This window comes from Pseudomonas sp. Marseille-Q5117 (genome assembly GCF_946901175.1).
GTDB classification, from domain to species: domain Bacteria; phylum Pseudomonadota; class Gammaproteobacteria; order Pseudomonadales; family Pseudomonadaceae; genus Aquipseudomonas; species Aquipseudomonas iranensis.
The window spans coordinates 169,726-182,026 of record NZ_CAMPPP010000015.1; the positions used below are offsets into that span (position 1 = coordinate 169,726).

10 protein-coding genes are annotated in these 12,301 nt (G+C 58.3%); 2 read left to right on the top strand and 8 right to left on the bottom strand.

Annotation, left to right across the window (positions count from 1 at the left end):
- Positions 1–154: 154 nt before the first annotated feature.
- Positions 155–415 carry a hypothetical protein gene (locus tag OC605_RS21790; RefSeq protein ID WP_262139412.1) on the top strand — a complete coding sequence of 87 codons (261 nt, stop codon included), beginning with the start codon at positions 155–157 and terminating at the stop codon, positions 413–415.
- 216 nt (positions 416–631) lie between these two features.
- A complete protein-coding gene (locus OC605_RS21795; RefSeq protein ID WP_262139413.1) occupies positions 632–1,075 on the top strand; it encodes a hypothetical protein in 444 nt (147 codons plus the stop codon).
- 177 nt (positions 1,076–1,252) lie between these two features.
- Here OC605_RS21795 and OC605_RS21800 read toward each other — a convergent pair whose 3' ends face one another.
- The 8 genes from OC605_RS21800 to OC605_RS21835 form a co-directional block, all read right to left on the bottom strand.
- Complete coding sequence (locus OC605_RS21800; protein ID WP_016771723.1) at positions 1,253–2,233, bottom strand: peptide ABC transporter ATP-binding protein; 981 nt, start codon at positions 2,231–2,233, stop codon at positions 1,253–1,255.
- Entirely contained in the window at positions 2,233–3,201 is a 969-nt protein-coding gene (locus OC605_RS21805) for an ABC transporter ATP-binding protein (protein WP_016771722.1), read from the bottom strand. The genes OC605_RS21800 and OC605_RS21805 overlap by 1 nt, the downstream gene beginning before the upstream one ends.
- A gap of 10 nt (positions 3,202–3,211) precedes the next feature.
- Positions 3,212–4,138, bottom strand: coding sequence for an ABC transporter permease subunit (locus OC605_RS21810; RefSeq protein ID WP_016771721.1), 927 nt, complete (start codon positions 4,136–4,138; stop codon positions 3,212–3,214).
- 11 nt (positions 4,139–4,149) lie between these two features.
- Entirely contained in the window at positions 4,150–5,160 is a 1,011-nt protein-coding gene (locus OC605_RS21815) for an ABC transporter permease subunit (protein WP_016771720.1), read from the bottom strand.
- A gap of 73 nt (positions 5,161–5,233) precedes the next feature.
- Positions 5,234–6,829 (bottom strand): ABC transporter substrate-binding protein, encoded by a 1,596-nt coding sequence (locus OC605_RS21820; protein ID WP_136491939.1) that lies wholly within the window; start codon positions 6,827–6,829, stop codon positions 5,234–5,236.
- 77 nt (positions 6,830–6,906) lie between these two features.
- Complete coding sequence (locus OC605_RS21825) at positions 6,907–8,328, bottom strand: OprD family porin (RefSeq protein ID WP_122699944.1); 1,422 nt, start codon at positions 8,326–8,328, stop codon at positions 6,907–6,909.
- 176 nt (positions 8,329–8,504) lie between these two features.
- Positions 8,505–10,103, bottom strand: coding sequence for an ABC transporter substrate-binding protein (locus tag OC605_RS21830; RefSeq protein WP_262139418.1), 1,599 nt, complete (start codon positions 10,101–10,103; stop codon positions 8,505–8,507).
- A 300-nt stretch (positions 10,104–10,403) separates the two neighbouring features.
- Entirely contained in the window at positions 10,404–12,029 is a 1,626-nt protein-coding gene (locus OC605_RS21835) for an ABC transporter substrate-binding protein (protein ID WP_016771716.1), read from the bottom strand.
- Between the last annotated feature and the right edge of the window lie 272 nt (positions 12,030–12,301).

Genomic DNA, 12,301 nt, shown 5'->3' on the forward strand with positions numbered 1-12,301 from the left:
TCGGTTATCGGGGTTATTCGAAAGCAATCTGATGGTCGATGGCATTTCTGCCTGCGCGACCGCGTCCTAAGTGGTGAGCCGGGCGGATCGCAACTAGATTTCACATCGAGCCAGTCCGGCAAGCATGTCTTAGCGCAACAGGATGGAGTCGGCCATGAAAAGCAGATTGCTACGGGTTTTGATGTTGTTGAAAGTGATGGTAATGCTGTCCCTCGGCACCGCAACGGCGTGGGCCGAGTGCGAGGATCACGAATCACAGGCGTTCAACGGCCAGGTCGGGCATAGCGGGTTGATGATTGCCAAGTCCGAGTCGGAGCCGGGGGATATGAATCAGGGCGGCAGCGCCGATGATGACGACTCGACCACCGACGAGTTGGACAGTGATGATCCAGACGAAGGGGACAGCCAGACTTAGATCACTCAAGGATTTCCCTTCAGCTTTCCGCTCTCGGATCGATGGAGGGAAGTCCATAAATCGCAGTTTGCTTATTCGTCTTTCGCCTGATGGTTAATTTCTTATTTCGAATAAATCTCATTACCCTGTCAGAAGTGACAGTAGACGCATCCTTATGTGGGCTTTATAAATTAACTTCCTAACTACTGTCATTAAATAACAGAAAGGAAGCGCATGATGAGCAATGAAACTACAGGGCATCTGCACGCCTCGGGAACTTCAGTGTCGGGTTTTGTCAGTGAGAAGGTTTTCGTCAATCGGAGTTTGTCTGATAAGGGATATACGCTTGAAGGCACTAGTGCCGAAGGAGAGCGAGTGGTGTTTTTTGTTCGCACACTGGATGTCGAAAAAGGAAGTAGTTTTGACATCAAACAGTTTTACGAGGAAGGGACGGCCTACGCGGCATATGAAAACAAGAAAGGAGAGAAATATGAGGGGGTGTCAGGAACGATTGTTTTTGAAGTGTTCGATGTGGAAGCCGGAAACGTCAAGATAGTTTCCAAACTTGCCATGTCCAATAGCTCAGAAACAAAGCAGGTTGATGCCCGTGGAGAGTTTTTAGGGATTCAGGAGAATAATAAAAAGGTGTTGGACGAAAAAAATATTTTTAAGTTTAAATAGTTGCCAGGTTTTATAGCGTCAGACCGAGCATCTGCACCTTCGATCCTGTTCGCTGTCAATAAGATGCTCGTGATCGTATCTGCAACAACAGTAGCCACCTCTAATTCCCAATTTGCGTCAGGCAGAAGGTGACCACTGCATAAATAGAAAAAGCCCACGATATCGTGGGCTTTTTTATTACGCCGCGCCGTCGAGAAACTGCTCGGCGTAGTGGCAAGCCACCTGCCGATTATCCAGTTCACGCAACAGCGGCTCTTCCGTGGTGCAACGTTCGGTCGCGTACGGGCAGCGCTTGTGGAAAGCACAGCCCGGTGGCGGGTTCAGCGGGTTGGGCAGCTCGCCGACGATCTTGATTTTCGGCTTGTTCGGGTCCGGGTGAATCGTCGGGGTCGCCGACAGCAGCGCTTGGGTGTACGGATGCAGTGGGCGTTCGTAGATGTCGTTCTTCGGACCCAGTTCCACCGGACGGCCGAGGTACATCACCATCACGTCATCGGCCACGTGCTGCACCACCGCCAGGTTGTGCGAGATGAACACGTAGGCGGTGTTGAACTCCTGCTGCAAATCCATGAACAGGTTCAGCACCTGGGCCTGAATCGACACGTCCAGCGCCGAAGTCGGTTCGTCCGCGACCAGCACTTTCGGTTGCAGCATCATTGCCCGCGCCAGAGCGATACGCTGGCGCTGACCGCCGGAGAACATGTGCGGATAGCGCTGGTAATGCTCAGGGCGCAAGCCGACCTGCTTCATCATCGCCTGGACTTTCTCGCGACGCTCGGTGGCCGACAGCTTGGTGTTGATCAGCAGCGGCTCGGCCAGTTGATCACCGATTTTCTGCCGTGGGTTCAACGACGCGTACGGGCTCTGAAACACCATCTGCACGTCTTTGCGCAGTTGCTTGCGCTCGGCCTTGTCGGCGCCGGCAACTTCCTGACCGGCGATCTGCAGCGAGCCCGACGACGGCTCTTCGATCAGCGTCAGGGCGCGGGCGAGAGTGGATTTGCCACAGCCCGATTCGCCTACCACGGCAAGGGTCTTGCCGGCTTCCAGTTCGAACGACACGCCGTTGAGCGCGCGCACGGTGGCGTGGCCCTTGAACAGGCCACGGGAGACTTCGTAGTGACGGGTCAGGTCGCGGGCGGTAAGTACGACGGCCATTACGCCACCTCCTGGTTCAGCGGGTAGAAGCAGCGGGCGAGGCTGTTGGCTTTCGGATCAAGGCCCGGACGCTGGGTGCGGCAGTTGTCCTGCACGTACGGGCAGCGCGGCGACAGCAGGCAACCCTGCGGACGGTCGTAGCGGCCCGGGACGATGCCCGGCAAGGTCGACAGGCGCGAGGCGCCGAGGCTGTGCTCGGGAATCGCCTTGAGCAGCGCTTCGCTGTACGGGTGCGCCGGGATGTCGAACAGTTGCGGCACCTGACCGACTTCCACCGCCTGGCCGGCATACATCACGCAGACGCGCTGGGCGGTTTCCGCCACGACCGCGAGGTCGTGAGTGATCAACACCAGGCCCATGTTCTGCTCTTTCTGCAACGCCAGCAGCAGATCCATGATCTGCGCCTGAATCGTCACGTCCAGCGCGGTGGTCGGTTCGTCGGCGATCAACAGTTTCGGCTCGCCGGCAATCGCCATGGCGATCGCGACGCGCTGGCTCATACCGCCAGACAGTTGATGCGGGTAGGCGTCCATGCGGCTGGCGGCGCCCGGGATCTCGACTTTTTCCAGCAGTTCGATGGCACGCTTGCGCGCTTGCTTGCCGGACATTTTCAGGTGCAGGCGCAGCACTTCCTCGATCTGGAAACCGACGGTGTAGCTCGGGTTCAGCGCGGTCATCGGGTCCTGGAAGACCATCGACAGGTCTTTGCCGACGATCTGCCGACGCTGACGATTGCTCAGTTTGAGCATGTCCTTGCCGTCGAAGCTGAGCGAGTCAGCGGTGACGATGCCGGGATGCTCGATCAGGCCCATCAGCGCCATCATGGTCACGGATTTACCCGAACCCGACTCGCCAACGATGGCCAGGACTTCGCCCTTGTCGACCTTGAGGTCTAGGCCGTCGACCACCGGGGTCGCGGTCTTGTCGCCGAAGCGGACGTTGAGATTCTTGATTTCTAGCAATGACATTTGAATCTCCTCAGGCGGCGTTCTTGAGTTTCGGGTCCAGCGCATCGCGCAGGCCGTCGCCCATCAAGTTGATTGCCAGCACGCTGAGCAAAATGGTCAGACCAGGCAGACTTACCACCCACCAGGCGCGTTCGATGTAGTCGCGGGCCGAGGCCAGCATGGTGCCCCACTCAGGGGTTGGCGGTTGTACGCCGAGGCCGAGGAAGCCCAGTGCAGCGGCATCGAGAATCGCCGAGGAGAAGCTCAGGGTTGCCTGCACGATCAGCGGCGCCATGCAGTTGGGCAGCACGGTGATGAACATCAGGCGCGGCAGACCGGCACCGGCCAGACGCGCGGCGGTGACGTAGTCGCGGTTCAGTTCGCCCATGACGGCGGCACGGGTCAGACGCACGTAGGACGGCAGGGAAACCACGGCAATCGCGATCACGGTGTTGATCAGGCCAGGGCCGAGGATGGCGACGATCGCCACGGCCAGCAGCAGCGACGGCAGGGCCAGCATGATGTCCATCAGACGCATGATGGTCGGGCCGACCACTTTCGGGAAGAAACCGGCGAACAGACCCAGCAGGATCCCCGGAATCAGCGACATCACCACCGACGACAAGCCGATCAACAGCGACAGGCGCGAACCCTGGATCAGACGCGACAGCAGGTCACGGCCGAGTTCATCGGTGCCGAGGAGGAACTGCATCTGCCCGCCTTCGAGCCACGCCGGTGGCGTCAGCAGGAAGTCACGGTATTGCTCGCTCGGATTATGCGGCGCTACCCACGGCGCGAAGATCGCGCAGAAGATGATCAGCAGCATGAACAGCAGGCCGGCAACGGCGCCCTTGTTCTTCGAGAACGCTTGCCAGAATTCTTTGTACGGCGACGGGTACAGCAGGCTTTGATCCACGGCGGACGTGGCGGTGGCTACTGAGGATGTTGGAGTGCTCATGGGTATTGACCTCAGCGCTGATGACGGATGCGTGGGTTGGCAAAGCCGTAGAGGATGTCCACCACGAAGTTGACCAGAATCACCAGGCAGGCGATTAACAGGATGCCGTTTTGCACCACCGGATAGTCCCGGGCGCCGATGGCTTCGATCAGCCATTTACCGATGCCGGGCCAGGAGAAGATGGTTTCGGTCAGGACCGCACCGGCCAGCAGCGTGCCGACCTGCAGGCCGACCACGGTCAGCACAGGAATCAGTGCGTTGCGCAGACCATGCACGAACACCACGCGCGACGGCGACAGGCCTTTGGCCTTGGCGGTGCGGATGTAGTCTTCGCGCAGTACTTCGAGCATCGACGAACGGGTCATCCGCGCGATTACCGCCAGCGGAATGGTGCCGAGCACGATCGCCGGCAGGATCAGGTGATGCAGGGCGTCGAAGAACGCGCCGACGTCATCGGCCAGCAGCGTGTCGATCAGCATGAAGCCGGTTTTCGGCTCGATGTCATACAGCAGGTCGATGCGCCCGGAAACCGGGGTCCAGCCCAGGCTCACCGAGAAGAACATGATCAGGATCAGGCCCCACCAGAAGATCGGCATCGAATAGCCCGCGAGGGAGATGCCCATCACCCCGTGGTCGAACAGCGATCCTCGTTTGAGTGCCGCGATCACCCCGGCCAGAAGCCCGAGGATGCCAGCGAACAGCAGGGCGGCCATGGACAGTTCCAGGGTCGCCGGGAAAAGAGAGGTGAACTCGGTCCACACGCTTTCACGGGTACGCAACGACTCACCGAGATCGCCCTGGGCCAGTTTGCCGATGTAGTCCAGGTACTGGGCATACAGCGGCTTGTTCAGCCCCAGGCGTTCCATTGCCTGAGCGTGCATTTCGGGGTCGACCCGACGTTCGCCCATCATCACTTCCACGGGGTCGCCCGGAATCATGCGAATCAACGCGAAAGTCAGCAAGGTGATGCCGAAAAACGTGGGGATCAACAACCCCAGTCGGCGGGCAATAAAACTAAACATCTTGTGTGGTACCTCATCAGCCGGTTAGGCGTGTCCGGCGTCCCTCAGGTAAGGGACGCCGGGCGTTTCTTATCTACTTCACCTGGGTGGTGGCGAAGTTATTAGTGGTGAGAGGGCTGATGTGGTAGCCCTCTACATTGTTGCGCATTGCAGTGAACATCCGAGTATGGGCCATGCTGATCCATGGCTGGTCCTGATTAAACAGCACTTGAGCCTGTTCGTAGAGCGCGGCGCGTTCGGCCGGATCTACTTTAGCCCGCGCTTCATCCAGCAGCGCCTGGAATTTCTCGTTGCACCAGCGTGCGTAGTTTTCGCCGTTCTTGGCGGCCTCGCAACTGAGCATAGGCGTCAGGAAGTTATCCGGGTCGCCGTTGTCGCCCGCCCATCCGGCCGAGACCATGTCGTGCTCGCCGGCCTTGGCGCGCTTGAGCATTTCGCCCCATTCCATCACGCGGATGTCGATCTTGATCCCGACTTTCGCCAGGTCAGCCTGCATCATTTGCGCGCCGAGCATCGGGTTGGGGTTGGTCGGACCGCCGCCGTTACGGGTGAACAGGGTGAAGGTAGTGCCTTCCGGAACCCCGGCTTCCTTGAGCAGGGCACGTGCCTTGTCCAGGTCCCGTGGCGGGTTCTTCAGGTCATGGTTGTAGCCGAGCAGAGTCGGTGGGTAGGGGTTGACCGCCACCGACGCGTTGCCTTTGCCGAACAGTGCGTTGACGTAGGCTTCCTTGTCGAACGCGATGTCGATGGCTTTGCGCACGCGTACGTCGCTCATGTACTTGTGCTGGGTGTTCATGGCGATGTACGAAACGGTCATCGCGTCCAGCTCGTCGACTTTCAGGTTGCTGTCTTTCTTGATGCTCGGGATGTCATCCGGTTTCGGATACAGCGCGACCTGGCACTCGTTGGCCTTGAGCTTTTGCAGGCGCACGTTGTTGTCGGTGGCGATCGCCAGGATCAACGCGTCGGCCGGCGGCTTGCCACGGAAGTAATCCGGGTTGGCCTTGAAGCGCACCTGCGCATCCTTGGCGTAACGCTGGAAGATGAACGGGCCGGTGCCGATCGGCTTGTTGTTCAGATCGCCGGTCTTGTTGGCCTTGAGCAACTGGTCGGCGTATTCGGCCGGGTAGATCGACGAGAACGCCATGGCGATGTCAGCCAGGAACGGCGCTTCGCGACGGGTCAGGGTGAACTTGACCGTGTTGTCGTCGACTTTTTCTACGCTTTTGAGCAGTTCCTTGAAGCCCATGCTTTCAAAGTACGGGAAGCCCACGCTCGACAGTTTGTGCCACGGGTGATTCGGGTCCAGCTGACGCTGGAAGCTCCAGACCACGTCATCGGCATTCATGTCGCGGGTCGGCTTGAAGTATTCGGTGGTGTGAAACTTGACGCCTTTGCGCAGGTGGAACGTGTAGGTCAGGCCGTCTTCGCTGATGTCCCAGGACTCGGCGAGCGCCGGGATCACTTCTGTGGTGCCGGGCTTGAAATCGGCCAGGCGATTGAAGATGGTTTCGGCCACAGCGTCCGCCGTGACTGCAGTTGTGTACTGGACCATATCGAAGCCTTCCGGGCTGGCTTCGGTGCAGACCACCAAGGGTTTGGCCGAGGCGCCGACAGCGACACTCAGCAACGCAGCCGCGATGGCCGCACGTAGGGGAAGCATTTTCATCGATAACCCTCTGCAATCGGTTGAAGACAGAAAACCGAACGGCCGACTCATCATGAGTCAGCCGTCGGTTGGCGTTTTTACAGAATGTTGAACGGGATGGTGGTTACGAGGCGGAACTCGTTGATGTTGCCGTCAGCCTGATGCTCGCTGGCGCGGTGCGTGGTGTACGTCGCGCGAATCGCAGTGGCTTTGAGCGGGCCGCTTTGCACAGCGTAGGAAGCCCCGACACCGTATTCATAGTGAGACTCGCCATCCATCAGGCTCAGGTCGCCGCGCTTGGCGCCCGGATCGGTGTAGGCGGTGCCGCGGTAGTGAGTACCGTCGATGCCCCAACCGCGTGCCTGGTAGATGTTGAACTTCAGGCCTGGCACACCGTACTCGGCCATGTTGATGCCGTAGGCGATCTGGAACGACTTCTCGTTCGGGCCGTTGAAGTCCGACAGCAGGGAGTTGGCCAAGTAGATGCCGTTGGTTTCGTGCAGGTAGTCGAAGTACTCGTTACCGTTAACTTCCTGATAAGAGAACGTCAGGCTGTGGGCCTGGTGAGTCAGACCCAGCGACAGCGAGTAGGTATCGTTATCGATGTTGCCCATCAGCTTTTTGCCTTCGTCGACGGTCTTGTAGTAGTTCAGACCGGTGGTCAGGCTCAGCACCTGGCTGTCACCCAGTTCGTGGGTGCCACCGAAGTAGTACTGGTTCCAGAAGTCTTCGACGTTGGCCACATAGAGGCTGGTTTTCAGGCTTTTCAGCGGCTGGTAGTTCACGCCTGCGGTGTAGACCTTGTCGGTTTCCACGCCCGTTTGCGAATATTCGGTGCGGAATTTCGACAGGCTCTGCTCGGTACGCGGTGATACGCGGTCGAAACCGCCCAGGTCGAACGACAGGTTGTTGAATTCCTCGCTGTGCAGGCTGATACCTTCAAAGCTCGAAGGCAGCGGACGGTTGCCGATGACATCAACGATTGGCGTGCTGAAGTTCTGGCGGCCGGCAGTCAGGGTCGTGTTCGACACGCGGAACTTGACGTTGGCCAGGCCCAGTTTGCTCCACTGGTCAACGGCGTCGCCGTCGGAGTCCGCCAGAGTACGGTTGGAGCCGCCGGCGATGTCCTTGCGATCACGGTCGAGCACGATGGCGTTGTAAGCGGCGACTTCGGTGCTCACGCCCACGGTGCCTTGGGTGAAGCCCGAGGTGTAGTTGACGATGGTGCCTTGCACCCAGTTGATGCGACGCGCAGTCGGCGTCTTGACCAATGGCGAAGTATTCTTGTCGCTGTTTTTCACGTAGCTGAAACGGTCATCACGACGCTTCAGTTCATTGGCATACCAGTTTCGGGTTGTACCGCCCAGGCTTTGTCCATCGATAAAGCCTTTGGCCTCGCTTTGGGCGCTGCTGCCGGCCAATGTGGTAGGGACGAACTCCTGACTTGCAGGTTCGGCGTACGCGGTAGCGGTGATGCTGCTGATGGCCAGGGCCAGTATCGCGGTGCTGCTCAGTTTCATGGGTGAAGCTCCTTTACTTTCTTTTTATCCCGGCTTTTTTTGGTAGACCGGTTATTGGTTTAGAACTCGTTCACACATCGCAAACGTTTGCAAAAAGCCGGATTGGCGAATTTCGGCAAAGCGCTTGCGTGAGGGGAGTAGACGGCTCCCCTCAGCATTGCGGCTAATCGGTGGGTTTAATCGATACTGACACCCGAGAACACGTTGCGGCCGAACGGGCTGACTTTGAACCCTTCGACCCGGGTGCTTAAAGGCTGGTTGACCGTCGAGTGGGCGACAGGCGTGATCGGCACTTGCTGTTTAAGCAATTGCTGGGCCTGTTTATAAAGCACGGTGCGCTGGTCGCGGTCGGTGACGACCTTGGCCTGTTTGATCAGCTTGTCGTAAGCCGGGTCGCACCACATGGAATAGTTGTTGCCGCCGATGGCGTCACAGCTGTACAGCGTGCCCAGCCAGTTGTCCGGGTCCCCGTTGTCACCGGTCCAGCCGATCAGGCTGACGTCGTGCTCGCCGTTCTTGGTGCGCTTGATGTACTCGCCCCATTCGTAGCTGACGATCTTCACTTTCAGACCGATCTTGGCCCAGTCGGACTGGAGCATTTCGGCCATCAGCTTGGCGTTCGGGTTGTATGGACGCTGCACCGGCATCGCCCACAGGGTGATCTCGGTGCCTTCTTTCACGCCGGCAGCCTTGAGCAGTTCCTTGGCTTTTTCCGGGTTGTAGGCGGCGTCCTTGATGGTGTCGTCGTAGGACCACTGGGTTGGTGGCATGGCGTTGACGGCCAGTTGGCCGGCGCCTTGGTAAACAGCGTTGAGAATGCCCTGTTTATTCACCGCCATGTCCAGCGCCTGACGCACTTCCAGTTGATCGAACGGCTTGTGGCGCACGTTGTAGGCGATGTAGCCGAGGTTGAAGCCCGGCTTGGAAATCAGTTGCAGTTTCGGGTCGGCCTTCAGCGCTTCAACATCGGCCGGACGCGGATGCAGGGTGATCTGGCATTCGCCAGCCTTGAGCTTCTGCACGCGCACCGAGGCATCGGTGTTGATCGCGAAGATCAGGTTCTTCAGCTTGACCCGGCTCGGATCCCAGTACTGCGGGTTGCCGGTGTAGCGGATGTTGGAGTCTTTCTGGTAGCTCTTGAACACGAACGGCCCGGTGCCGATCGGCTTCTGGTTGATGTCGCTCGGCTTGCCGTCGGCCAGCAGCTTGTCGGCGTATTCGGCAGACAGAATCGAAGCGAAGCTCATGGCGATGTTCTGGATGAACGCCGCATCGACGCTGTTGAGCGTGAACTCCACGGTCAGCGGCCCGGTCTTCTCGACCTTGGCGATGTTCTTGTTCAGGCTCATCCCGTTGAAGTACGGAAACTCGGTGGGATACGCCTTGCGGAACGGCTGTTGCGCATCGAGCATGCGAGTGAACGTGAACACGACATCGTCAGCGTTGAAATCGCGGCTCGGCTTGAAGTAAGGGGTTGTATGAAATTTCACGCCTTCACGCAGGTGAAAGGTGTATTTCAAGCCATCTTCGGAAATGTCCCACTTGGTCGCCAGGCCCGGCACGACATTGGTCGCGCCTTTTTCAAACTCGACGAGGCGGTTGTACAGCGGCTCGGCGGCGTCATTGTCGGTGGCCGTCGTGTACTGCGCGGTATCGAAACCCGCCGGGCTGCCTTCCGAGCAAAACACCAGGCTGTCGCTGGCGGCGTAGCTTGCAGACGTGGCGGCCAACAGGCCGGCGCCCAACAGAGCGGAAAAAACCAAGGTATGGCGCATGACGCTCCCTCTTTTTAGTGTTGTGCAATGCGTCAGGGTCCCTATCCCGGGACTTTCTGGTCGCATTGAGCTCAATCCAATACGTACGGCAAAACCGGTGGCCCACGCAGACACTGGTCAGTACGCGACGGTAGGCACCGTGCCTCTGGCAGTAAATACGTAATTGCCTTAATGCTCGTAGGAAAAGTCGACGCGCCTATACCGAAGCAATCATCTGCGGCGGATTTGGGTGTAGGCCTTTTCCTTTTTTCCCGGTAGATAAAGCAACGGCGACGTCAGAAACGCCGCCGTCGCGATGTCTTACTTGCTGACGCTGACGCCGTAGAAGGAATTCAGGCCAAATGGGCTGATCTTGAAATCCTGCACGTTGGCGCGCATGGGTTGATACACCGTCGAGTGAGCGATAGGTGTCATTGGAACTGCATCTTTGAGGACGTGTTGCGCCTGTTTGTACAGCTCGGTGCGCTTGCCCTGGTCGGTAGTGCGTTTGGCTTCTTTCACCAGGCCGTCGAACTTCTTGTCGCACCACTTAGAGAAGTTGTTGCCGCTCAGCGAGTCGCAGCCAAACAGGACGTTGAGCCAGTTGTCCGGATCACCATTGTCACCGCTCCAGCCAATGATCATGGCCTGGTTTTCGCCACCTTTGGAGCGCTTGATGTACTCGCCCCATTCGTAGCTGGTGATCTTCACTTTCAAGCCGATCTTGGCCCAGTCGGACTGGAGCATTTCAGCCATCAGTTTGGCGTTCGGGTTGTACGGGCGCTGCACCGGCATTGCCCACAGGACAATTTCGGTACCTTCCTTGACGCCGGCTTCCTTGAGCAGCTGTTTGGCTTTCTCAGGGTCGTACTTGGCATCCTTGATGGTGGTGTCGTAGGACCACTGGGTCGGCGGCATGGCGTTGACCGCCAGTTGGCCCGCACCCTGGTAAACCGAATCGATGATCTGTGGCTTGTTCACGGCCATGTCCAGCGCCTGACGCACGCGCAGGTCAGCCAGCGGGTTGGCCTCGTTGCTGCCCTTGACCTTGTCCATCACGTTGTAAGCGATATAGCCCAGGTTGAAGCCAGCCTGATCCGGCATCTTCAGCGACTTGTCTTCTTTCAGCGCTTTCAGATCGGCCGGACGCGGGAACAGGGTGACCTGGCACTCGTTCTTTTTCAGCTTCTGGATACGCACCGACGGGTCGGTGGTGATGGCGAAGATCAGGTTGTCGATCTTCACGTCTTCAGGTTTCCAGTAATCCTTGTTGCCGGTGTAACGGATGTTCGAGTCTTTCTGATAGCTCTTGAACACGAACGGGCCGGTGCCGATCGGCTTCTGGTTGATGTCGGCGGCTTTGCCATCCTTGAGCAGTTGGGCCGCGTATTCGGCGGACTGCACGGACGCGAAGCTCATGGCCATGTTCTGAATGAACGCGGCGTCGACTTCTTTCAGGGTGAACTTGACGGTGTGGTCGTCGACTTTATCGATCTTGGTGATGTTGGTGTCCATCCCCATGTCGGTGAAGTACGGGAATTCGGTCGGGTACGCCTTACGGAACGGGTCGTCCTTGTTGATCATGCGGTTGAACGTAAACAGCACGTCGTCGGCGTTGAATTCACGAGTCGGCTTGAAATACGGGGTGGTGTGGAACTTGACGCCTTCACGCAGGTGGAAGGTGTAGGTCAGGCCATCGTCGGAAATGTCCCACTTGGTCGCCAGGCCAGGAATCACGGCGGTGCCGCCGCGCTCGAACTGGGTCAGGCGGTTGAACATGGTTTCGGCTGAGGCGTCGAAGTCGGTTCCGGTGGTGTACTGGCCTGGATCAAAACCGGCCGGGCTCCCTTCGGAGCAGAACACCAGGTTAGTCGCAGCGGTGGCGAAAGGTGCGGAGGCTAACAAGCCTGCGCCGACTAGAAACGGAATGACCGCGTGTTTAAGCATGTTGGCCTCATGATTTGTTGTCATTTTTTAGTTGTGAGGTACGACCTCGTGAGTCGTGCCTGCGGATACTTATGCAGGCCCCATACCCAATGCAAGATCCAGAGCGGTCGGCGGCGTTAAACGGTGGCACGAACGTACCTTAATGTCGCATCCGTATAACTTTTGACGCATTTGACCGTTTGCGGGTGGTTTTTGCGGTGCATTCGCGGCACTGAAATGGTGCGCTGGAGGTGTCGGGTGCGCTTGGGTGGGGCTTGGTGTTACTTATTTAT

Coding starts and splice junctions, on each gene's coding strand:
- OC605_RS21790 (WP_262139412.1), top strand. CDS start 155: ATGAAAAGCAGATTGCTACGGGTTTTGATGTTGTTGAAAGTGATGGTA.
- OC605_RS21795 (WP_262139413.1), top strand. CDS start 632: ATGAGCAATGAAACTACAGGGCATCTGCACGCCTCGGGAACTTCAGTG.
- OC605_RS21800 (WP_016771723.1), bottom strand. CDS start 2,233: ATGGCCGTCGTACTTACCGCCCGCGACCTGACCCGTCACTACGAAGTC.
- OC605_RS21805 (WP_016771722.1), bottom strand. CDS start 3,201: ATGTCATTGCTAGAAATCAAGAATCTCAACGTCCGCTTCGGCGACAAG.
- OC605_RS21810 (WP_016771721.1), bottom strand. CDS start 4,138: ATGAGCACTCCAACATCCTCAGTAGCCACCGCCACGTCCGCCGTGGAT.
- OC605_RS21815 (WP_016771720.1), bottom strand. CDS start 5,160: ATGTTTAGTTTTATTGCCCGCCGACTGGGGTTGTTGATCCCCACGTTT.
- OC605_RS21820 (WP_136491939.1), bottom strand. CDS start 6,829: ATGAAAATGCTTCCCCTACGTGCGGCCATCGCGGCTGCGTTGCTGAGT.
- OC605_RS21825 (WP_122699944.1), bottom strand. CDS start 8,328: ATGAAACTGAGCAGCACCGCGATACTGGCCCTGGCCATCAGCAGCATC.
- OC605_RS21830 (WP_262139418.1), bottom strand. CDS start 10,103: ATGCGCCATACCTTGGTTTTTTCCGCTCTGTTGGGCGCCGGCCTGTTG.
- OC605_RS21835 (WP_016771716.1), bottom strand. CDS start 12,029: ATGCTTAAACACGCGGTCATTCCGTTTCTAGTCGGCGCAGGCTTGTTA.